The 22007-nt window shown below is 73.4% G+C and carries 19 protein-coding genes; 11 read left to right on the top strand and 8 right to left on the bottom strand.

Annotated features, from left to right (window positions below):
* Positions 1–28 precede the first annotated feature (28 nt).
* Positions 29–1438: an RNA polymerase sigma factor gene (locus ABD324_RS20475; protein ID WP_344419321.1), complete on the bottom strand. Its 1410-nt coding sequence runs from the start codon at positions 1436–1438 to the stop codon at positions 29–31.
* Positions 1439–1788: 350 nt separating this feature from the next.
* On the opposite strand from ABD324_RS20475, the gene ABD324_RS20480 reads away from it, so the two are divergent.
* Entirely contained in the window at positions 1789–2637 is an 849-nt protein-coding gene (locus tag ABD324_RS20480) for an inositol monophosphatase family protein (protein WP_344419324.1), read from the top strand.
* Positions 2638–2645: 8 nt separating this feature from the next.
* Here the strand turns inward: ABD324_RS20480 and cei are convergent, their stop codons facing one another.
* On the bottom strand, positions 2646–3284 hold the full coding sequence (cei, locus tag ABD324_RS20485; protein WP_344419327.1) for an envelope integrity protein Cei: 639 nt from the start codon (positions 3282–3284) through the stop codon (positions 2646–2648).
* A gap of 315 nt (positions 3285–3599) precedes the next feature.
* On the opposite strand from cei, the gene ABD324_RS20490 reads away from it, so the two are divergent.
* Complete coding sequence (locus ABD324_RS20490; protein WP_232872866.1) at positions 3600–3902, top strand: DUF4193 domain-containing protein; 303 nt, start codon at positions 3600–3602, stop codon at positions 3900–3902.
* A 106-nt stretch (positions 3903–4008) separates the two neighbouring features.
* Here ABD324_RS20490 and ABD324_RS20495 read toward each other — a convergent pair whose 3' ends face one another.
* Entirely contained in the window at positions 4009–4425 is a 417-nt protein-coding gene (locus tag ABD324_RS20495; RefSeq protein WP_344419335.1) for a DUF3093 domain-containing protein, read from the bottom strand.
* An 89-nt stretch (positions 4426–4514) separates the two neighbouring features.
* Between ABD324_RS20495 and dut the strand changes: the two genes are divergently transcribed.
* The 4 genes from dut to ABD324_RS20515 all read left to right on the top strand — a co-directional run bounded on the left by dut (position 4515) and on the right by ABD324_RS20515 (position 8959).
* The gene (gene dut, locus ABD324_RS20500; protein WP_344419337.1) at positions 4515–5027 is read left to right on the top strand and encodes a dUTP diphosphatase; all 513 of its coding nucleotides are present in this window, start codon (positions 4515–4517) and stop codon (positions 5025–5027) included.
* Positions 5024–7300: a DUF3710 domain-containing protein gene (locus ABD324_RS20505; protein ID WP_344419339.1), complete on the top strand. Its 2277-nt coding sequence runs from the start codon at positions 5024–5026 to the stop codon at positions 7298–7300. Before dut ends, ABD324_RS20505 begins: the two co-directional genes overlap by 4 nt.
* A gap of 394 nt (positions 7301–7694) precedes the next feature.
* Positions 7695–8075 (top strand): OB-fold nucleic acid binding domain-containing protein, encoded by a 381-nt coding sequence (locus tag ABD324_RS20510; protein ID WP_344419342.1) that lies wholly within the window; start codon positions 7695–7697, stop codon positions 8073–8075.
* Entirely contained in the window at positions 8072–8959 is an 888-nt protein-coding gene (locus tag ABD324_RS20515) for a DUF3159 domain-containing protein (RefSeq protein WP_344419345.1), read from the top strand. The genes ABD324_RS20510 and ABD324_RS20515 overlap by 4 nt, the downstream gene beginning before the upstream one ends.
* Positions 8960–9162: 203 nt before the next feature.
* Here ABD324_RS20515 and ABD324_RS20520 read toward each other — a convergent pair whose 3' ends face one another.
* The 3 genes from ABD324_RS20520 to ABD324_RS20530 all read right to left on the bottom strand — a co-directional run bounded on the left by ABD324_RS20520 (position 9163) and on the right by ABD324_RS20530 (position 11378).
* Positions 9163–9825, bottom strand: a complete 663-nt coding sequence (locus ABD324_RS20520) for a maleylpyruvate isomerase family mycothiol-dependent enzyme (protein WP_344419348.1) — start codon at positions 9823–9825, stop codon at positions 9163–9165.
* A gap of 218 nt (positions 9826–10043) precedes the next feature.
* On the bottom strand, positions 10044–10703 hold the full coding sequence (locus ABD324_RS20525) for a potassium channel family protein (RefSeq protein ID WP_344419350.1): 660 nt from the start codon (positions 10701–10703) through the stop codon (positions 10044–10046).
* Between the two features lie 12 nt (positions 10704–10715).
* Positions 10716–11378: a potassium channel family protein gene (locus ABD324_RS20530; protein WP_344419353.1), complete on the bottom strand. Its 663-nt coding sequence runs from the start codon at positions 11376–11378 to the stop codon at positions 10716–10718.
* Positions 11379–11515: 137 nt separating this feature from the next.
* Here ABD324_RS20530 and ABD324_RS20535 point away from each other — a divergent pair, with 137 nt between their 5' ends.
* From ABD324_RS20535 to ABD324_RS20550, 4 genes are all read left to right on the top strand, one after another.
* Positions 11516–13558 (top strand): APC family permease, encoded by a 2043-nt coding sequence (locus ABD324_RS20535; RefSeq protein ID WP_344419356.1) that lies wholly within the window; start codon positions 11516–11518, stop codon positions 13556–13558.
* A 1-nt stretch (position 13559) separates the two neighbouring features.
* A complete protein-coding gene (locus ABD324_RS20540; protein ID WP_344419422.1) occupies positions 13560–14699 on the top strand; it encodes a class I SAM-dependent RNA methyltransferase in 1140 nt (379 codons plus the stop codon).
* Positions 14700–14755: 56 nt separating this feature from the next.
* A complete protein-coding gene (locus ABD324_RS20545) occupies positions 14756–15604 on the top strand; it encodes an HTD2 family dehydratase (RefSeq protein ID WP_344419359.1) in 849 nt (282 codons plus the stop codon).
* A 166-nt stretch (positions 15605–15770) separates the two neighbouring features.
* The gene (locus tag ABD324_RS20550; protein WP_344419425.1) at positions 15771–18242 is read left to right on the top strand and encodes a Tex family protein; all 2472 of its coding nucleotides are present in this window, start codon (positions 15771–15773) and stop codon (positions 18240–18242) included.
* A 58-nt stretch (positions 18243–18300) separates the two neighbouring features.
* Here ABD324_RS20550 and ABD324_RS20555 read toward each other — a convergent pair whose 3' ends face one another.
* Positions 18301–18999, bottom strand: coding sequence for a tyrosine-protein phosphatase (locus tag ABD324_RS20555; protein ID WP_344419361.1), 699 nt, complete (start codon positions 18997–18999; stop codon positions 18301–18303).
* Between the two features lie 302 nt (positions 19000–19301).
* Here ABD324_RS20555 and ABD324_RS20560 point away from each other — a divergent pair, with 302 nt between their 5' ends.
* Positions 19302–21077, top strand: a complete 1776-nt coding sequence (locus ABD324_RS20560; protein ID WP_425565872.1) for a DEAD/DEAH box helicase — start codon at positions 19302–19304, stop codon at positions 21075–21077.
* Positions 21078–21217: 140 nt separating this feature from the next.
* Here the strand turns inward: ABD324_RS20560 and ABD324_RS20565 are convergent.
* Positions 21218–22007, bottom strand: a 790-nt coding sequence (locus tag ABD324_RS20565) for an integrase core domain-containing protein (RefSeq protein ID WP_344419367.1), incomplete at its 5' end; no start/stop codon positions are given.

The following is a 22007-nucleotide window of genomic DNA, read 5'->3' on the forward strand; positions in this document are numbered from 1 at the left end:
AGGTCCGGGGCCGCTCGTACGAACGGTGCTAGTCCAGGTAGTCCCGCAGGACCTGCGACCGCGAGGGGTGGCGCAGCTTGGACATCGTCTTCGACTCGATCTGCCGGATCCGCTCCCGGGTGACCCCGTAGACCTGGCCGATCTCGTCGAGCGTGCGGGGCTGGCCGTCCGTGAGGCCGAACCGCAGCCGCACCACGCCCGCCTCGCGCTCGCTCAGCGTGGCCAGCACCGACTGGAGCTGGTCCTGCAGCAGCGTGAAGCTGACCGCGTCGACCGCGACGACCGCCTCGGAGTCCTCGATGAAGTCACCGAGCTGGCTGTCGCCCTCGTCGCCGATGGTCTGGTCGAGCGAGATGGGCTCCCGGGCGTACTGCTGGATCTCCAGCACCTTCTCCGGGGTGATGTCCATCTCCTTGGCGAGCTCCTCCGGGGTGGGCTCACGGCCCAGGTCCTGGAGCAGCTCGCGCTGGATGCGACCCAGCTTGTTGATGACCTCGACCATGTGCACCGGGATACGGATGGTGCGGGCCTGGTCGGCCATGGCGCGCGTGATCGCCTGGCGGATCCACCACGTGGCGTACGTGGAGAACTTGTAGCCCTTGGTGTAGTCGAACTTCTCGACCGCACGGATCAGGCCCAGGTTGCCCTCCTGGATCAGGTCCAGGAACGCCATGCCGCGGCCGGTGTAGCGCTTGGCCAGGGAGACCACGAGCCGGAGGTTCGCCTCGAGCAGGTGGTTCTTGGCGCGCTCGCCGTCCCGGACGATCCAGCGCAGGTCGCGGCGCAGCTGCGGGGAGAGCTTCTCGCCCGCCTCCAGCGCGCGGCGGAGCCGCTCGGCGGCGTAGAGGCCGGCCTCGATGCGCTTGGCGAGCTCGACCTCCTCCTCCGCGTTGAGCAGCGCGACCTTGCCGATCTGCTTCAGGTACGCCCGGACGGAGTCGGCGGAGGCGGTGAGCTCGGCGTCCTTGCGCGCCTGGCGCAGGGCCTCCGACTCCTCCTCGTCCCACACGAACTCGTTCGGCTTCTGCTGCGACGAACGGGTGGTCGGCGCGCGGCGGTTGGCGCCGGTGTTGGCCGGCTCGACCTCGTCGTCGTCCTCGTCGTCGTCATCGGAGTCGTCGGAGTCGTCCGCCGAGTCCTCGGCGTCGTCGGAGACGTCCTCGATCTCGACGTCCTCGAGGTCACCGTCGCCCGGGGCGAGCTCGCCCTCGTCGAGGTCGACGGCGTCGTCGTCGCCCTCGGCGGAGCCGTCCTTCTTCACACCCTTCTTGGGTGCGGTCTTCGGCGCGGTCTTCGAGCCCCCCCGTGGGCTCTTCGGCCGGGCCTTCGTCGCGGTACCCGCGGCGCGACCCCGCGCGGGTACCGCCGTCGCGGAAGCCGATACGTCCGAGATGCCCTCGGCCGGGTCGGTACGGGTTGCGGAGTCTGCGGCTGCCACCTAGGCCCTCTCGCTGCGTGCGCTTGCGGTCCGCCGGAGCGCGGTGAAACGCTGCTCGTGAACGCGCTGCGCTCCGGTCCGGCTGGCTTGTAGGTGACTTCGCCTCGCCGGACGCCGTCGTTCTCATGGGGTCGGCGCGCGTCCCGGGGGTGAAGTTCCCGAACCATTGTAACTGCGTGCGGGCGATGCGCTGACCATGCGTGTCAAGACCTTCTCGACCGCATCGGTTCAGAGCGGGTTCCGGGAGGTCGGACGGCCCGTCACGGGCGCCGGGACGCACTCGCCGTGCGCCGGGCGGCCCCCCTTCCCACCTGCGGGCGGGCCGCCGGAGGGTGTGATCGGATGGCCCCATGGCGCAGACGAGCGCGGGCCTGCCCGGCGCGGACCCGACCACCCTCCCGGACGACGCCGAGCTCGGCACCCTCCGGCGTGTCGCGGAGCAGGTGGCGGGGGAGGCGGCCGCGTACCTGCGCACGCTGCCCGCCCCGCGCGAGACCGGCGCGGTGGGCACCAAGAGCACGCCGACGGACGTCGTCACGGAGTCGGACGAGGCGGTGGAGCGGCTGGTGCGCCGGCGTCTCGGCGAGCTGCGCCCGGGGGAGGCGGTGTACGGCGAGGAGGCCGCCGGGGACGCGGCCGCGGCGCGCTGGGTGGTCGACCCGATCGACGGCACCGTCAACTACCTGTACGGGCAGCCGGCGTACGCCGTGTCGCTCGCCGCCGTCGTCGACGGGGTGTCGGTGGCCGGGGCGGTGGTGGAGCCCGCGAGCGGACGGGTGTGGAGCGCCGCGGCCGGGCAGGGGGCGACGTGCGACGGCCGGCCGCTGCGGGTCACGGCCGAGACGGACCTGTCGCTCGCGCTGCTCGGCACCGGGTTCGCGTACTCGGCGCAGCGGCGGGCCCGGCAGGCCCGGATGATCGGGACGGTGCTGCCGCGCGTGCGCGACGTCCGCCGTAACGGCTCCGCGGCGCTGGAGCTGTGCTTCGTCGCGGCCGGGATGCTCGACGCCTTCTACGAGCACGGCCTCGGCTGGTGGGACTGGGCCGCCGCGGCGCTGATCGCGCAGGAGGCCGGGGCGGTCGTGTGGCCGCGCGGGCACGGCGGGGAGCTGGGGGCGGAGATCACGGTGGCCGCCACGCCCGGGATCGCCGACGCCCTGGTCGCGCTGCTCGCCTCGGCCGGGGCCGCCGGGGTCTGATCCCGGGATCAGCAGGTGGCGGCCTTGCGGGCGTTCTCGAGCTGCTGGGGGTCGACGGACGGCGCGGCCACCTGCTGGCCCTCGCCGGTCTCCCCGGCGGCGGGGGCGCCGAGCTGCTCCAGCACGTCGCGCACCGAGCGGCTCGGGTTGACGTCCGTGAACGCCGTCCCGATCGCGACGTCGACCGTGTCGTCACCCCGCCCGTCCTGCAGCAGCTCGAGGCAGGGCAGGACCAGGCTCAGCGTGCTCGCCGCGGCCGTACCGCCCTTGCCGAAGCGGAGCTGGCCGTGGCACTCGAGGTCCCCGGTGGGGTGCAGGGGGTCGTTGGCGGGCGGCTTGGCCTCGCCGAAGCCCAGGTCGCCGAGCTGCGCGGCGACCAGGTTCGCCTGGCCGCGCTGGCCGCCGGCGTTGAGCACGGTCGTCTTCACCGCGCTCGGGGCCACCGGCGCCGTGCCGTCGAGCGAACCGGCCTCGAGGACGGTCCCGACCGCGCCGGACGCCGGCGGGTTGCAGGAGGCGACCCCGGACTTGCCGGCCGAGTGCACGAGCACCACGGACCACGTGACGATCGCGATGGCGGCCAGCACGGAGACGGTGATCACCATCGGCCGCATCCGCCGCCGCTGGTAGGGCCGCAAACCCGTCATCAGAACGCTCCCGCCCACCCGCTCAGCACCACGCAGGGCACCTTATCCGGCCGCTCCGGCCGGTCCCCGGCGGCGACCCGACGGGGGTGGGTGGGTCGCCCGAATCCCCTCGGCTACCCTCTGCGCGCCGAGGCGAGCGACGCAGGAGTCCGGGACCGGGTGCGGGAGACCGCGGCCGGGGCCCGGAAGGGCCGCGTCCTCTCCCGCAAACGGGTGAGACCGGCATCACGGGCGATGGCGGGCACAAAAGCCCTCGGCCGAGACGTTGTGCAGCGGCACGAAGTGCTGACGAGAATGAGTACGAGGGTGGGAACGATGGCGACCGACTACGACGCACCGCGGCGCAACGAAGCCGACGACATGGCCGAAGACTCGCTCGACGAGCTCAAGGCCCGTCGGAACGAGGCGCAGTCGTCCGTGGTCGACGTCGACGAGTCGGACACGGCGGAGAGCTTCGAGCTCCCGGGGGCGGATCTCTCGGGCGAGGAGCTCACCGTCAAGGTGCTGCCGAAGCAGGCGGACGAGTTCACCTGCGGCAGCTGCTTCCTGGTGCACCACCGCAGCCGACTGGCCGAGACGCGGGGAAACCTGTTCATCTGCCGCGACTGCGCTGCCTGAGCACCGGGTCCGATCCGGACGTCGAAGGACGACGACAGAGGGCGCCCCCACCGGGGGCGCCCTCTCGTCGTTCGCGGCCCGATCAGCGGCCCGATCGGTGGCCGGTTCAGCGGCCCAGTGCGGCCACGAGCTCCTCGGGACGGCGGCTGCTGACCACCCAGTACGGCACCGGGCTGCCCGGCTCGGTGGTCTCGATCCGCACGACCGGGCCGACCCAGCTGCGGTGCAGGGTGAAGGCCAGCGGGTCCAGCTCCGGGCCGAGCGCCTCCTGCTTCTGCTTCTTGGGGACGATCTGGACCCGGCCGACGTGCTCCAGGGAGATCCGTTCGTCCCCGGCCACCAGCTCACCGCCGACGACCTGCACGCGGGCGCCGCCGAGGCGCCAGACGACCAGCAGGGCCAGCGGGATCAGGACGGCGTAGCCGATCCAGGAGCGCACTCCCGGGTAGCCCATGTGGATCTCCGCGCCGAGCAGCACGGCGATGCCGCCGGCGAAGAGGAACCACCAGAGCGGCGTACTCAACCGTTCGTCGAACCCAGGACGGCCGGACGTCGCAGGACCGGCTGCGGACGGGTGCTCGTTCACGAGGAGCCAATGTAGCGTCGCCCGTTGTGCCCGGCCCGATCGATGCTCCCCCGCACGAGCCGAAGGTCACGCCGCTCGTCGACGTGCTGCTGACCCGTCTCGATCCCGAGATCCCCCTACCCGCCTACGCGCGTCCCGGCGACGCCGGGGCGGACCTCGCCACGACCACGGACGTGCGGCTCGCCCCCGGCGAGCGCGCGGTCGTGGGTACCGGCGTCGCCATCGCGCTGCCGCCCGGCCACGCCGGGTTCGTGCATCCGCGCTCCGGCCTGGCCGCCCGTGTCGGCCTGTCGATCGTCAACACGCCCGGGACGATCGACTCCGGATATCGGGGCGAGATCAAGGTCTGCCTGGTGAATCTCGACCCGCACGAAGAACTCACACTCCGCAGGGGTGACCGGATAGCCCAGTTGGTCGTTCAGAGAGTGGAGTACGTGCGCTTCGTCGAGGTGGCCGAACTCCCCGCCTCCGATCGTGGGGCGGGCGGCTACGGCTCGACCGGCGGACACGATCGGTTGGCGGGAGGTGACGGCCGGTGAGCGTCCGTTACGACGACGAGCTCTCCGAGATGTCGGACGATCTCGAGGAGTACGACGAGACCTACGAGGGCCCGGACTTCGGCCCCTTCGACGTCGCCAAGCTCGATCCGGCGATGACGGACGCGCTGGCCCGGCGGGACTTCGGTGCCGTCCAGGTGCCGGTGCCGCCGCGCGGGTCGGTAGTGGACCCGGAGGACGGCGTGCCGATCCAGGCCATCCACATCGCGATGCCGAACGGCCGGCTGTCGCTCTCGGCGCTCGCCGCGCCGCGGTCCGCGAGCCTCTGGCCGGACCTGTGCGCGGAGATCGAGGAGTCGCTGCGCGAGGGCGGCGCCCAGGTGCGCTCGTTCACCGGCGAGTGGGGCCGCGAGCTGCACGCCAAGACGGCCGACGCCCAGTCGGTGTTCGTGGGCATCGACGGCGAACGCTGGATGGTCTACGGCGTGGCGACGGCCCCGGCGGCGGAGGTCGTGGCGCTCGACGTCGAGCTCCGGCGGATGCTGCGCGGGACCATCGTGGTCCGGGGGAAGTCGCCCTACCCGCCGCGGACGGTGCTGCCGCTCAACCCGCCCTCGGCGGCCGGGATCGTGCAGGACGAGGTGGCCGCCACCGAGGCGGCGCCGCCGAAGACCACGCTGACCCTGCGGACGAGGGCGGTCGCGAAGGAGGAGCCGGCCGAGGACGCCGCGCCCGCCGTCGCCGCCCCCGCCCCCGTCGCACCTGCCCCCGCCGCAGCTCGGGCGCCGGTGCGGCCCGTGCCGCCCGTGGGGCAGGGATCTGCACCCCAGGCCCCGCCTCAGGCCCCGGGCCACGTCCCGGCGGACCGGGCTCCGCTGCCGCAGGCTCCCGCCGCCCAGGGTGGGTTCCCGCAGGCTCCCGCCGCTCACGGTGGGTTCTCACAGGCTCCTGCGATCCAGGGTGGGGCCTCGCCGGCTCCGGCGGGGTTCGCCCACGGGCCGGGTGGCCAGGTCCCCGGTGGTGTCGGGCAGGGCGGCCCTGGGCCGTACGGCCCGCCGCCCGCGGTCGCCGGGCAGGGGCCCCGCGGTCCCCAGCCCGGTGGTCCTCAGCTCGGTGGTCCCCAGCTGGGAGGTCCTCAGCTCGGTGGGCCGCAGCACGGTGGCTCGCAGTCCGGTGGGTGGCAGTCCGGTGGCTCGCAGTCCGGTGGTCCCCAGTCCGGTGGGTGGCAGGCCGGGGCACCGCAGGTCGGTGGCCCCCGGGCGAACGGTCTGCAGACGGGTGGCCCTCAGGCCGGCGGTCCGCAGCCGGGCGGTGGGCAGCTCGGTGGTGGGCAGCTCGGTGGTGGGCAGCTCGGTGGTGGGCAGTCGATGTCGGGTCCCGGAGCGCCGGTCCGTCCGGCGGCCGGACCCGGCGGGTTCGGGGTGCAGGAGCCGGCGCCGCCGGTCGGGGAGACCCGCATGCTCCCGGCCGTCGGGGCGAGCGGTCCGGCGGTCCCGCCGGCCTACGGGACGGACGAGCCCGGTCGTCCGGTTCCGGCTCCGTACGGGACGGAGGAGTCCGGTCGTCCGGTTCCGCCGGCGTACGGGGTGGATGCACCCGGTCGTCAGGATCCGGTCGCCCTCGGGGGGCAGGACGTCGGTGGCCGGGCTCCGGCCGCGTTCGCCGGCGGACCCACGACGCCCGGGGTCTCGCGGCCGTCGCAGGACGCCTACCCGCCCGCGCCCGGGTACGAGGTCGTCGACCGCGACTCCGGCCGGCTGCCGCTCTACGGCTACAGCGAGCAGGCCGCACCCGCGGCACCGTCGTACGGCGGTGATCCGTCGGGCTACACGGTCGTGCCGTCCGGACCGGACACGCCCGAGGACGTCCCGACCAGCCTGTTCGACGCCCTCATGGCGGAGCAGGCCGACGACCGTGCCGCCGACCGCCCGGGCCCGGGCGGCGTGCCCCGGGGCCGTCACTACCGTCCCGGGCAGGGTGGCAGCCACCGGGCCGGGTCGAACGGGCACGGCCCGAACGGCCACCCCGGCCACGGCGCGAACGGCCACGGCGCGAACGGGTACGGCGCGAACGGGTACGGCTCGGCAAACGGGTACATCTCGAACGGACACAGCTCGGCGAACGGGGAGACCTCGGCGAACGGGTACGGCTCGAACGGGTACGGCGCGAACACGTACGGAGCCGACCCCGTCGAGCCCGCCCGGCACGGCGGTGGCCCCGACAGCCGCCCCGCGCTGGCCTACCTCGACGTCGACCCGATGTCGCTGTTCAGCCAGCCCCGACGTGGCCGGCACCGCAGGCCCGAGGGGGAGTGAGGGCCGGCGGCCGGAGGCGCGATCCGCACCGGCCGCCGTCACGGACCGGTGTCCACGGGCACCGGTCCGGCTCCACTGCGTCACCACCTCCGGCGACCGGCGCGCGGTGCGACCAATGTCACCACCGGCCGTCCGCCTGGGTGGCGGTGCCGCTCCGCGGACGGAATCGCCCGAACTGCCCGATATCGGGCAGCTGAGGTCGGTCTCGCCCGTCCGGACGAGTCGCGTGTCACCGCTGCGTACGCGCCGTTCACCGACGCCGGGCGACGGGGTCACCCGGACGCGTCGGAGCTACCCGGCGAGGGGCACACATCAGGTTTCCGGCGCGTTACCCTGGTGCGGGCAGCGGCCGGTTCGAGGGAGACGGCCCGCGCCCGAGCAGCCGAGGAGAGAGATGGGCAGCACGGACGGTGGGTCGTTCCGCCGCATGCTTCGCAAGCTCACCAGCGACGTGGACGTCCTGGATGCGGACGACCTGACCGAGGACGCCGAGCGGTCGGGCGCCCAGCGGGCGAGCGACTGTGCGTGCGGTCAGGAGGTCACCGTGCTGGGCCGCCTCCGGAGTGTGGAATTCTGTCCGGAGGACGACAGCACCGCGCAGCTGGTGGCGGAGCTGTACGACGGCAGCGAGGGAGTGACGCTGGTCTGGATGGGTCGACGCCGGATCCCGGGGATCGAACCGGGCCGGACCATGCGCGTCCGCGGCCGGATCTCGGTCAGGGACGGCCGGAAGGTCCTGTACAACCCGTACTACGAGATCTGCCAGGCGCAGTGACGCCGCCGGGGCCGGACGGCCCCGACTCCGCGGCCACGACCCGCCTGCCGCGGATCCCGGCCGGGCCCGACCCGGAGGCCGAGACCGGCCCCCTGCCGCAGGTGCCCGGCCCGGTCCCCGCGCGGGGACCGCAGCCGGGCGGGCATGCGACGGCCGAGACCGAGCTGATCGGCCGGGCGGACGGCGCCCCCGGGCACGAGCCCGCGGAGACCGCCGAGACCGAGCGCATCGCGCCGGTCGAGGGCGCTGCCGGCACCGAGGGCGCGAAGCCGGCCGAGCGGTCGATGCCCACGCTCATGGAGCAGATGGGTGGCGTCCCGGGCATCATCTCGTCGACGGTGCCGATCGCGGTGTTCGTCGTCGCCAACATCCTTTTCGACCTCAGGCCCGCGCTGATCGCGGCCATCGCGGCGGGCGTGCTCGTCGCGATCTGGCGGATCGCGCGCAAGCAGCCCCTCCAGCCGGCGATCTCCGGCCTGGTCGGCGTGGGCGTGTGCGCCTTCATCGCCTACCGGACGGGCGAGGCCCGCGGGTTCTACCTGCCAGGGCTGCTCTACAGCGCCGGGCTCGCCCTGGCGTTCCTCGTGTCGATCATCGTGCGCTGGCCGCTCGCGGGCGTGATCTGGAACGGCATCAACGGTCACGGCCAGGGCTGGCGCAAGGACCGGCGGATGCTGCGCGCCTACACGTGGGCGAGCGCGGTCTGGACGCTGGTGTTCGCCGCCCGCCTGGTGGTCCAGGGCCTGCTCTACAACGCCGACGAGGACACTTGGCTGGGTATCGCCCGCCTCGTCATGGGCTATCCGCTGTTCGCGGTGGCCATCGTCGTGACGATCGTGGCGGTGCGCCGGGCCGAGAACGCCGAGAAGGCCGCCACCACCTGACCGCCAGGTGGACACGACGATCGCCGTTCCGTGTCGTCAGGCAGCTCCGACATGCGTCACCGCAACCGAACGCCGTTCACCGGTCACCACGCCGGCGGACGCGGGGGCCGTGATCGGCGGTCGGGTGCTCTGCCGGACCCGCGAGGGGTGTGCGGGCACGGAGACGGCGATCACGCCCTGAGCTGCTGCCGGAGTACCCGGCCTCAGCCGGCGGAGCTCTGTGCCGGCCCCGGGCCCGGTCCGCCGATCCGGGCGCGCAGCACCGCGACGCCGTCCCCGGTGAGGTCGGGGAGCACCGCGGGCCGCCCGGCCATCGCCAGGACCAGCGCCTCCGTGCTCCCACGTACGATCGGGCCCGCGCCTGCGGTGAACGGCCCGTCCGTCGCCTCGAGCCGGAGCCCGGCCGCGTTCCGCGCGCTCGGCACGGCGAAGTTCCGCGACACGAAGAAGCGGGCCACCTCGGTGGCCGACCCCACCGACGGGCCGGACGCGAGTCCGAGCGCCCGCCGCGCGTCCTGCCCGTGCACCACGACCTCGCCCAGCCAGGCCGCCGTGTGCCCGGACGGCGCCGTGGTCGACGCGCTGACCTCGCGGAACCGGGCGAGCGTCGCCGCCGGGGTCGCGCCGCGGTGCTCGGCGGTCCGGCGCCGGTTGTGCACCGCGGGCCGGAACCCGGCGAGGAGCATGCTGCGGATCCAGCGGGCCGGGGTCATGGTCGCGGCCGAGGTCAGGTGCGCCACGACCTCCTCGACGCACCAGCCGTCGCACAGCGAGGGCGCGGCCCACTGCGCGTCCGTCAGGCCGGCGAGATCGTCCGCCAGAGCGGCCCGTTCGGTGTGGATGAGCGAGACGAGCGTGTCCGTCATGCTCGGGTGGACCGGCCAGCCGTCCCGAACTCATCGCCCGGCGCCGCCGGAACCCGCCGGGGGGCGGTCCGTACCGCACCCGTGTCCTTCTGATCACCCCCGTCAGTGATCATCAGGACCACAGGGTCGGATGATCATGGAGAATCCGCACCCACGTCCTGGTGATCACCGCGGGGCCTCGGGGCATGGGTCAGGCCCCCACGACCCGGGGCCGGAGCTCAGGCCTCGACGACCGCCCTGCGGATCTCCTCCTCCACCGCGGCGGTGGCGACGAAGAGGAGCTCGTCGCCCGGTTCCAGGCCGTCGTCCGGCTGGGGCACGATCACCCGGCCCCCGCGCAGGATGGTGACCAGGGCGGAGTCCGGGGGCAGCCGCAGGTCGCGGACCGGGCTGCCGGCGAGGCGGGTGTCCGTGGGCAGCGTGACCTCGACGAGGTTGGCCTGGCCCTGGCGCAGCGTCATGAGCCGGACCAGGTCGCCGACCGCCACGGCCTCCTCGACCAGCGCGGCGAGCAGGCGGGGCGTGGAGACCGAGACGTCGACGCCCCAGTTCTCCCCGAACAGCCACTCGTTGCGCGGGTCGTTGACCCGGGCGACCACGCGGCGCACCGCGAACTCGGTCTTCGCCAGCAGCGAGACGACGAGGTTGACCTTGTCGTCGCCCGTCGCGGCGATGACGACGTCGCAGCTCTCGACGCCCGCGTCCTCGAGCGACTGGAGCTCGCACGCGTCCGCGTGCACCCACTCCGCCTCCTCGACCTCCGCGGGGTCGATGTGGTCGAGCTCACGCTCGATCAGCATGACCTGGTGCCGGTTCTCCACCAGCTCGCGGGCGATGGAGCGCCCGACGGCGCCGGCCCCGGCGATCGCGACCCTCATGTCGACCTTCTGTCAGTTCTCGTCGGGGGCCGCGGCTGCGGCGGCGGTGACGTCGGAGACCGTGCCGGAGACCGCCGCGACGTAGACGGTGTCCTCGGCCTGCACGGCGGTGTCCGGCTTGGGCAGCACACCGGTGCCGAAGCGGACGATGAACGCGACCCGGCAGTTCGCGGCCGCCTCGAGCTCGCGGATCGGCCGGCCCACCCAGTCCTCGTGCAGGGGCAGCGGCAGGATCGCCACGGTGCCGGCGGGCTCGCGCCAGGCCGTCGCCACGCCGTCCGGGAGCACCATCCGCATGAAGCGGTCCGTGGTCCACGGCACGGTGGCGACGGTCGGGATGCCGAGCCGCTCGTACACGGCGGCGCGCTTGGCGTCGTAGATCCGGGCGACGACCCGCTCCACGCCGAAGGTCTCGCGGGCCACGCGGGCCGAGAGGATGTTGGAGTTGTCGCCGGAGGACACGGCGGCGAAGGCGTCCGCCTTCTCGATCCCGGCCTCGATCAGGACCTCGCGGTGGAAGCCGAACCCGACGACCTGGCGGCCCCGGAAGTCCGGCCCCAGCCTGCGGAAGGCCTGGGTGTCCCGGTCGATGACCGCGACCTCGTGGCCGAGCCGTTCCAGGCCCGCGGCCAGCGACGCACCGACCCGTCCGCATCCCATGATCACGACGTACATCGGTCGGTGGGCCCTCCGGGCTCGGACGTGGTGGAAAGCGTGGTGCTCGGGTCCCGATCGGACGGCGGGAAGCCGCCCGGGGGCACTCGGCGCACGCTATCGCGTCGGTGTGCGGGCAAGAGCATAGGCTTCGGCCCGTGTCCAAGCTCGGCGTCGCCGTCAAGCGCATCCTCGTCGGCCGGCCCCAACGCAGCGACCGCCTGCAGAGCACCCTGCTCTCCAAGCGCATCGCCCTCCCGGTGTTCGCCTCCGACGCGATGTCCTCCGTGGCCTACGCCCCGGAGGAGATCTTCCTGACCCTGTCGGTGGCCGGCGTCACGTCCTACGCGCTGTCCCCGTGGATCGGCATCGCGGTCGCGATCGTGCTGCTCACGGTCGTGGCCAGCTACCGCCAGAACGTCCACGCCTACCCGTCCGGCGGTGGCGACTACGAGGTCGCCACGGTCAACCTCGGCCGCAAGGCGGGGCTCACGGTCGCGAGCGCCCTGCTCGTGGACTACACGCTCACCGTCGCGGTGTCGATCTCCGCGGCCGCGGCGAACATCGGTGCGCTGATCCCCTTCGTGGCCCAGCACAAGGTGATCTTCGCCGTGCTCGCGATCGCGGTGCTCACGGCGGTCAACCTGCGCGGCATCCGGGAGGCGGGCGCGGCCTTCGCGGTACCCGTCTACCTGTTCATGCTCGGCGTCGGCTCGATGATCCTGTGGGGCCTGACCCGGGTGCTCATCCTGGGCCAGGACGTGACGACGGCCAGCACGAATCTCCACCTCGTGGCGGAGGGCGACACCTTCACCGGCCTGGCGCTCGTGCTGCTGACCCTGCGCAGCTTCACCCAGGGCGCGGCGGCGCTGACCGGCGTCGAGGCGATCTCGAACGGCGTCCCGGCCTTCCGCAAGCCCAAGTCGCGCAACGCCGCCAGCACCCTGCTCATCATGGGCGTGATCTCGGTCTCGATGTTCCTGGGGCTGCTCGCCCTCGGCAGGCTCACCGGCGTGCAGATCGCCGAGGATCCCGTGCACCAGTTCCCGGACGCGCCGCCCGGCTACATCCAGCAGACGATGGTCGCCCAGCTCGCCGACGCCGTGTTCTCCGGTTTCCGGCCCGGCTTCTTCTTCGTCGTGATCATGACGGCGCTGATCCTGGCACTGGCCGCCAACACGGCCTTCAACGGCTTCCCGGTGCTGGGCTCGATCCTGTCCCAGGACCGGTTCCTGCCCCGTCAGCTGCACACCCGCGGGGACCGGCTGGCCTTCTCCAACGGCATCCTGATCCTCGCCGCCTTCGCGATCGTGCTGGTCATCGGCTTCCAGGCGGAGGTCACGCGGCTCATCCCGCTGTACACGGTGGGCGTGTTCGTGTCGTTCACGCTCAGCCAGGCGGGCATGGTGCGGCACTGGAACCGGGAGCTGCTGGGCGTCACGGAGGTCGCGGCCCGGCGCAGGATCCGCCGCTCCCAGACGATCAACGGCTTCGGCGCGATCATGACCGGCCTGGTGCTGCTCACCGTGCTGATCACCAAGTTCACCCTCGGCGCGTGGATCACGATCGTCGCCATGGCCGGGTTCTTCGTGCTCATGGTGGCCATCCAGAAGCACTACGACCGCGTGTCCGCCGAGCTCGTCGCGGGGGAGGCGGACACCGTGATGCCCTCGCGCAACCACGCCGTCGTCCTCGTCTCGACGTTGCACAAGCCCACCCTGCGGGCCCTGTCGTACGCGCGTGCGACCCGGCCGGACGTGCTGGAGGCCGTGACCGTCAACGTCGACGACGCGGACACCAAGAAGCTCGTCTCGGAGTGGGGCAGGCGGAAGATCCCGGTGAAGCTCAAGGTCGTCGAGTCGCCGTACCGCGAGATCACCCGGCCGGTGCTCGAGTACGTCAAGCGGATCCGCTCGGACAACCCGCGCGACGTCGTCACCGTGTTCATCCCCGAGTACGTCGTGGGGCACTGGTGGGAGCAGCTGCTGCACAACCAGTCCGCGCTGCGGCTCAAGAGCCGGCTGCTGTTCCAGCCCGGCGTGATGGTGACGAGCGTGCCCTGGCAGCTCGACTCGTCGGCCAACTCCCAGCCGTTGTCGCCCCTGCTCGCCCCGGGTGCCTCGCGACGGGGCTACCCGTCGATGGAGCAGCTGCCGGGCGAGAACCCCGCCCGGAAGGAACCGAGTGACCCCGTCCACTGAGGTGCTCAACTGGACCGACCGCGTGCTGGAGGTGGAGGTCGGGGCCGTCGCCCACGGCGGGCACTGCGTGGCCCGGCACGAGGGCCGCGTGCTGTTCGTGCGGCACGCGCTGCCCGGCGAGCGGGTCCGGGCCGTGGTCACCTCGGACCAGGGCGGCTCGTTCTGCCTGGCGGACGCCATCTCCGTGCTCGAGGCGTCCCCGGACCGGGTCCCGGCGCCGTGCACCTGGGCGCGGGCGGGCGGGTGCGGGGGCTGCGACTTCCAGCACGTCGCGCCGGCCGCGCAGCGGTCGCTGAAGACGGCCGTGCTGCGCGAGCAGCTCTCGCGGCTGGGCGGCGTGGAGTCGGAGGTGGTGGTCGAGGAGCTTCCCGGTGGGCCGCTCGGCTGGCGGCAGCGCATCCGGCTGGCGGTGGACGAGGACGGCCGCGCCGGCCTGCGCGCCCACCACAGCCACGACGTCGTCCCGATCGCGGACTGCCTCCTCGCGCCGAGCGAGATGCTGCCAGACCTGCTCGAGCAGTCCTGGGAACCGGGCTCCGAGATCGACGTGGCGGTCGACGACAGCGGCTGGCGCCACGTCGGCACCGGCACCCACCAGCACGCGGCCGGCCGGGACTGGGCGCTCTCGCCGGGCGCGTTCTGGCAGGTCCATCCCGCGCTCGCGGACACGCTCGTCGGGGTCGTCGAGGAGTGGGCGCAGGCGCCGCGCGGCGGGACGGCCTGGGACCTCTACGGCGGCGTCGGCCTGTTCGCCGCCGTCCTGGCCGGTCAGGTGGGCACCGACGGATCGGTGACGGTCGTCGAGTCCTCGCGCGACGCGGTGCTGGACGGCGAGCGGGCCCTGCGCGACCTGCCGCAGGTGCGCTTCCGGGTGGGCCGGGTGGAGCATGCCGTCGGCAGCCTGCCGACGCCGGACGTCGTCGTCGCCGACCCGCCCCGCAAGGGCCTGGGCAAGCAGATGATCGAGGCCCTGGTCGCCGCGGCCCCGCAGCGGCTGGTCTACGTGGCCTGCGATCCCGCGGCCCTCGGCCGCGACGTCGGCCTCCTCACCGCCCGCGGCTACCGCCTGCGGGCCCTGCGCTCCTTCGACGCCTTCCCCATGACCCACCACATGGAGTCCGTGGCCCTCTTCACCCTGTGAGGCGGGTGCCCACCATGGGACATCTCCGCTCACGACCCCGTACGACCAGGAGAGACATGTCGATCGAAGAGCACATCCGCGGCTGGGAGCCCGCGCCCGTCGAGGTCGTCGAGACGATCCGGCCCGAGCCGTCGACGGCGTTCGCGGGGCTCCTCGACCAGGCCCCGCCCACCGGTTCGCTCCCGCCGCTGTGGACGGCCTTCCACTTCCTGGAGCTCCCGACCACGGCCGAGCTCGGCGAGGACGGGCACACCCGCGAGGGGCACTTCCTGCCGCCGGTCCCGAACCGCCGCCGGATGTTCGCCGGCGGCCGGCTGCGGATCACCGCGCCGATCGGGATCGGGGACGAGATCGTCCGCCGGAGCGGCCTGACCTCGATCACGCCCAAGTCCGGGCGCAGCGGCGAGATGCTGTTCGTGACCCTGACGAACGAGTACCTCCGCGACGGCGAGGTGGTGCAGGTCGAGGAGCAGGACATCGTGTACCGGCAGCAGGAGCCGGGCGCCGCGCGGGCCGCCGCACCGTCCGCCCCGTCGCCGGTCGAGCCGCCCGCCGCCGCGCCCGACGAGTGGCAGGCCGTCCTGCGTCCGGACGAGGTGCTGCTGTTCCGGATGAGCGCGCTGACCTACAACGCCCACCGGATCCACCACGACCTGCCGTACACCCGCGACGTCGAGGGCTTCCCCGGCCTGGTGGTCCACGGCCCGCTGCTGGCCCTGATGCTGCTGGAGCTGCCGCGCCGCTTCGCCCCGGACCGTCGGGTGGCGGAGTTCTCGTACCGGCTGCGCCGCCCCGCGTTCTGCGGGGCACCGGTGGTGGCGACGGGCAAGCCGGACGGATCCGACCTGGCCTGCGGCGTCCCGGGCGCCGACCCGGCGATCACGGGCAGCGTCACCTTCGCCTGACCCCCCACTCGCGGGGGGTTCGTGCCTCGCCACGCCGGGAGGGACGGTGCGGTTCGCCGGGCTACCACGGCCCGGCTCGCGCGGCGGTACCCCGGGCGTTCCGCGGCGCGAGCGGTCCGGGGAGGATGGGGGCGTGACAGGTTCGGTCCCCACCCCCCAGCCCGCCGTGTTGCTCACCGTGGAGCAGCGGATCGCAGACGAGCTCGGTGTGCGCACCCATCAGGTGACGGCGGCCGTCGGGCTGCTCGACGAGGGCTCCACGGTCCCGTTCGTCGCCCGGTACCGCAAGGAAGCCACCGGCGGCCTCGACGACGCCCAGCTCCGCACGCTCGAGGAACGGCTGCGCTACCTGCGCGAGCTCGAGGAGCGCCGCGCCGCGGTGCTCGACGAGATCCGCAAGCAGGGCAAGCTCACCCCCGAGCTCGAGGGCAAGATCGTCGCGGCCGAGTCGAAGGCCCGGCTCGAGGACGTCTACCTGCCCTACAAGCCCAAGCGCCGCACCAAGGCGATGATCGCCCGCGAGCAGGGCCTCGAGCCGCTGGCGGACGCGCTGCTGGCCGACCCGACGCTCGACCCCACCGAGACGGCCCAGGGGTACACGACCGACGAGGTCGCCGACGCCGCCGCGGCCCTGGAGGGCGCCCGCTCGATCCTCGTCGAGCGCTTCTCCGAGGAGCCGGACCTCATCGGCGGGCTGCGCGAGCGGATGTGGAGCCGCGGCGTGCTCGTCTCCACGGTCCGCGCGGGCAAGGAGACCGAGGGCGCCAAGTTCTCCGACTACTTCGACTTCTCCGAGCCGTTCACCAAGCTCCCCAGCCACCGGATCCTCGCGGTGTTCCGCGGCGAGAAGGAGGACGTCCTCGACGTCACACTGGAGCCGGATCCCGATCCCGAGAAGGCCGGGGACTGGGAGACGCTGATCGCCGCCCACGTCGGCGTCTCGAACCAGGGCCGGGCGGCCGACGAGTGGCTGGCCGGGGTCGTCCGCTGGACCTGGCGGACCCGGATCCTGCTGCACCTGGGCATCGACATCCGGGTGCGGCTGCGCAGTGCCGCGGAGGAGGGCGCGATCGCCGTCTTCGCCTCCAACCTGCGCGATCTCCTGCTCGCCGCCCCGGCGGGCACCCGCGCGACCATGGGCCTGGACCCGGGCCTGCGCACGGGGGTGAAGGTCGCGGTGGTCGACGCGACCGGCAAGGTCGTCGCCAAGGACACGATCTACCCGCACGAGCCGCGCAAGGACTGGAACGGCGCGCTGGCCGCGCTCACGAAGCTGGCCACCGAGCACGACGTGGACCTCATCGCGATCGGCAACGGCACCGCCTCCCGGGAGACGGACGCGCTCGCCGGTGAGCTCGTCGCGATGAACCCCGGCCTGAAGATGACCAAGGTCATGGTCAGCGAGGCGGGTGCGTCGGTGTACTCGGCGTCGGCGTACGCGTCGGCCGAGCTGCCGGACCTCGACGTGTCGATCCGCGGCGCGGTCTCGATCGCGCGCCGGCTGCAGGACCCGCTCGCCGAGCTGGTGAAGATCGACCCGAAGTCCATCGGCGTCGGCCAGTACCAGCACGACCTGCCCGAGTCCTCGCTCTCGCGCTCGCTCGACGCGGTCGTCGAGGACTGTGTGAACGCCGTGGGGGTCGACGTCAACTCGGCCTCGGCGCCGCTGCTGCGCCGGGTGTCCGGGATCAGCGAGTCCCTCGCCGCGGCGATCGTGGCGCACCGGGACGCCAACGGGCCGTTCACCTCCCGAACCGCCCTGAACGACGTCCCGCGGCTGGGCCCGAAGGCGTTCGAGCAGTGCGCCGGCTTCCTGCGGATCCGCGGCGGCGACGAGCCGCTGGACGTGTCCGGCGTGCACCCCGAGGCGTATCCGGTGGCCCGGCGGATCGTCGAGGCGTCCAAGATCTCGATCGACGAGCTGATCGGCAACGCCACGAAGCTCAAGACGCTGCAGGCCCAGCGGTTCGTCGACGACCGGTTCGGGCTCCCGACGATCGTGGACATCCTGGCCGAGCTGGAGAAGCCGGGCCGGGACCCGCGGCCCGCGTTCCGGACCGCGACCTTCGCCGAGGGCGTGCACAAGATCGCGGACCTGCGTCCGGGCATGGTGCTGGAGGGCGTGGTGACGAACGTCGCGGCGTTCGGCGCGTTCGTCGACGTGGGCGTGCACCAGGACGGTCTCGTGCACGTCTCCGCGATGTCGGCGAAGTTCGTGTCGGACCCGGCGGAGGTCGTGAAGACCGGCGAGGTCGTCAAGGTCAAGGTGCTGGAGGTCGACGAGGCCCGCAAGCGGATCTCGCTGACCCTGCGCCTGGACGACGAGCCGGGCCAGGGCGGCGGCCGGGGAGACCGGCAGGGCGGCGGGCAGGGTGACCGCCACGGCGGCGGGCAGCGCCGCGGCCAGGGTGGCCAGGGTGCCGGCCGTGGCGGGCCCGGTGGCCGGGACGGTCAGGGCGGCAAGGGCCGGGACGGTCAGGGCCGCGGCAAGGACGGCGGCGGCGGTCAGGGCCGGGGCGGTCAGGGCGGCCGCGGCGGGCAGGGTGGTCAGGGCGGCGGCCAGCGCCGTCAGGAGCAGCGCCCCGCCCCGGTGAACAACGCCATGGCGGACGCGCTCAAGCGGGCCGGCTTCAAGTGACCTCGTGAGTGGCGATGGTCGCTCTGGCGACCATCGCCACTCACGGGTGCGGTCGGGCTCAGGCGAGCAGGCGGCGCTGCAGGAGATCGAGGTCCTCGGGGTCCACGCCGTGGTCCAGCACGTAGCCGCGGATCCCGCCGGGGTGCGACTCCATGGTGTCGAGGGCCTCCTCGAGGGCCTCGGGATCCACGCCGCCCAGCCCCCGGACGTCCGCACGCCGGTGGGTGCCGGCCGCCTCGAGCCGCGCCCACAGGCCGTCGAGGTTGTCGTTGGTGCGCAGGTAGTCCGCCACGACGGTGGCCCGCGGGACGTCGACCAGCCGCAGCAGCAGGGCGATCACGATGCCCGTGCGGTCCTTGCCGGCGGCGCAGTGCACGAGGACGGGCCCGGGTTCGCGGGCGACGATCCGCACGATCCCGGACAGCTCGGCCGCGGCGTTGGCGACGAGCAGCCGGTAGGCCGAGGACAGCGTGTGCTCCGCCATGGCGGCGACGGCGCCGGGCTGAAGCTCCGCGCCGAGCGGCACCTCGAACACGCGAGCGACGCCGGCCAGCGGGTGCGGCGCGCCCTTCGTCTCGGCCGCCGTGCGCAGGTCGACGACGGTGCGCGGGGTGACGGGGGAGAGGTCGCCGGGGCGGGGCGCGTCGCTGCGCAGCAGCTCCTCGGGGCGCACCTGCCGACCGGACGCGGTGCGGAGTCCGCCCAGGTCACGCAGGTTCGCGGGGGCGCGCAGCTCCGGGGGCAACGAGATGCTCACGCGGTCGAGGCTGCCCTGCTCGGGTGAACGCGCGGTGGAATCGTGAGCGGCGGAACACCCGCGGGGCGGGGCGCGTTGGGACGAACGTGAGGGGCGGAACAACCGCCCGCCGTGATCTCCCGCGACCCGCCGTGCGACACTGGGGCGGTCGGCTGTCAGCGATGACGTCAGCCGAGAGCCCCAACTGGTCCTTCTTCGGCACGTGAACTCTGCCGCTCCGGGCCCGCGGGCTACTTCCGCGGGTGCGTCGACCGGACACTCCGGCCGTCCACCCCGCTGCGACGAGGAACTGAGTGAACACCCTGCTTGACCTGCCCGAGAACGACCAGAACGACTTCACCGAGGATCACACCCCGAACGCCTTCTCCGCCCTGGGCCTCGACCCGCGGCTGGTCGAGGTGCTCGACGAGCTCGGTTACGAGACCCCCAGCCCCATCCAGGCCGAGTCCATCCCGTCGCTGATCGGCGGCCGGGACCTCCTGGGCCAGGCCGCCACCGGCACCGGCAAGACCGCGGCGTTCGCGCTGCCGATGCTGCAGCGGCTCACCGAGACCGACCGCGGCGACGAGCGGCGCCCCTTCGGCGTCGTCCTGGCGCCCACCCGCGAGCTGGCCATGCAGGTCGGCGAGGCGATCGGCCGCTACGGCTCGAAGCTGGGCACCCGCGTGCTGACCGTCTACGGCGGCGCACCGATCGGCCCGCAGCTCGGCACCCTGAAGCGGGGCGTCGACGTCGTCGTGGCCACCCCGGGCCGCGCGATCGACCTGATGAACCGTGGCGCGCTGAGCCTGGACGCGCTCGAGGTCGTCGTCCTCGACGAGGCCGACGAGATGCTCGACATGGGCTTCGCCGAGGACATCGAGACGATCCTGCAGGCCACCCCGGCCGAGCGGCAGGCCGTCCTGTTCTCCGCCACCATGCCGCGCCGGATCGAGACCCTGGCCCGCGAGTACCTCCGCGGTCCGGTGACCGTGCGGATCGCGCGCGAGGAGTCGCCGGCCGGCGAGGCGCCGCGCGTGCGGCAGACCGCGTACATGGTGCCGCGCACCCACACCACCACCGCGCTCGGCCGGATCCTGGAGCTCGAGCGGCCCACCGCCGCCATCGTGTTCTGCCGGACCCGCGCGGACGTCGACGCCGTGACCGAGACGCTGACGGGCCGCGGCCTGCGCGCCGAGGCGCTGCACGGCGGCATGGACCAGGAGCACCGCACCCGCGTGGTCGAGCGGCTGCGCAACGGCCGCACCGACCTGCTGGTCGCGACCGACGTCGCGGCCCGCGGCCTGGACATCGAGCAGCTGTCGCACGTGGTGAACCACGACGTGCCGAAGTCGCCCGAGGCCTACGTGCACCGCATCGGCCGGGTCGGGCGTGCGGGCCGGGAGGGCGTGGCGATCACGCTGGTCCCGTCCGGCGCGATCCGTCACCTGCGCAACATCGAGCGGCTGATCGGCAAGTCCGTGCCGATCGCCCCGGTGCCCACCGTGGCCGACCTGCACGCGGCGCGCCTGGAGCGCACCCGCGTGCAGCTGCGCGAGCAGCTCGTCGCGGACCTGCGCACGGACGCCGACGCCGAGACCGACGGCGTGCTCGCCATGGTCGAGTCGCTCGGCGACGAGTTCGACCCGATGGACATCGCCGCCGCCGCGGTCCGGCTCGCCCGGACCGGCACCACCTCCGCGGACGACGAGATCGACATCCCGACCCTCAACGCCCCCCGCGAGGGTCGGGGTGGCCCCAGGGACCGGGCCGGTGACCGCGGTGACCGAGGCGGCTTCCGCGAGGGCGGCCGCCCCGGCGGCCGGGGCCAGGGGCCGCGCCCGCCCAAGGAGGGCGCCACCCGGCTGTTCGTGTCCGCCGGGCGCGCCGCGGGCGTCCGCCCGCAGGACATCGTGGGTGCGCTGGCCAACGAGTCCCGGCTCTCCGGCCGGGACATCGGCGCCATCCAGATCCACGAGCGGCACTCCCTGGTGGAGATCCCCGAGCACGCGGCGGACGACGTCCTACGCTCGCTCCGGGGCGTCACCACGCTGAAGGGCCGGCGGGCCAACGTCCGCCTGGACCGCGCGATCAACTAGCTGACCCGCGCGACGACGGCCCCGCACCCTCCTGGGTGCGGGGCCGTTTTCGCAGCTCAGCGCTCGTGAGTGGCGATAGTCGCTATGGCGACTTGTCTGCGCTCAGGACATGTGACACATGTGCAACTGACAGAGGCTGGTTACGCCTGGGCGGTGGGCTTGGTGGTCTTCTGGAGGAGCCTCTCATAGGGGGTTTGGCCGCCGAGCCCGCCGTGCGGGCGGTGGTAGTTGTAGTAGTCCTCCCACTCGCGCAGCTTGTCGTCGAAGGATTTGCTTTCGTCGATGACGACGCCCTCGAGGAGCCGGTAGAACTCCTCGGCGTCGATGCGGTGTGAGCGCTCCACCTTCCCGTTGAGCCTGGGTGTGCGGGGCTTGATGTAGACGTGCTGCAGGCCCTGGTCGAGGGCGTGCCAGTGGAACGCGGACTGGAACTCCGCGCCGTTGTCGGTCTGGATGACGTCGACCTTGAACGGCAGCCGGGACAGCACGTGGTCGAGGAACGCGACCGCGGTCTTCTGGTCCGCGCGCGGGTAGACCTTGAGCACGCGTAGCCGGGTGCAGTCGTCGATCGCGGTGAACTGGTAGTAGCGGCGCCGGCGGCGCGCGGTCAGCCCGGTGGTCTCCACGATGTGCTCCGAGCTCGACGCCGACGCGGGCGCTGCAGCCGCGTCCTTCCCCGGCTTCGCGTCGGTTCCGGGGAGGGCTTCGATGAACTTGACGTCGATCTGGACGCGGTGCCCGGGCTGGGCCTTCTCGTAGCGCTTCCAGCGTCGGTCGTGGCGTTGGTAGCGCTGGGAGGCAGGCAGCCGGTTGAGGCCGAGGCGTTTGAGGATGCGCCACACGCCGGACACGCTGATCGTGACGTCGTGGTAGCGGGCCAGGTACATGACGATCTTCGCCGGGCCGAAGTGGTAGTGCCGGCGCAGGTGC

The organism is Pseudonocardia ailaonensis, assembly GCF_039531635.1.
Classification (GTDB): domain Bacteria; phylum Actinomycetota; class Actinomycetes; order Mycobacteriales; family Pseudonocardiaceae; genus Pseudonocardia; species Pseudonocardia ailaonensis.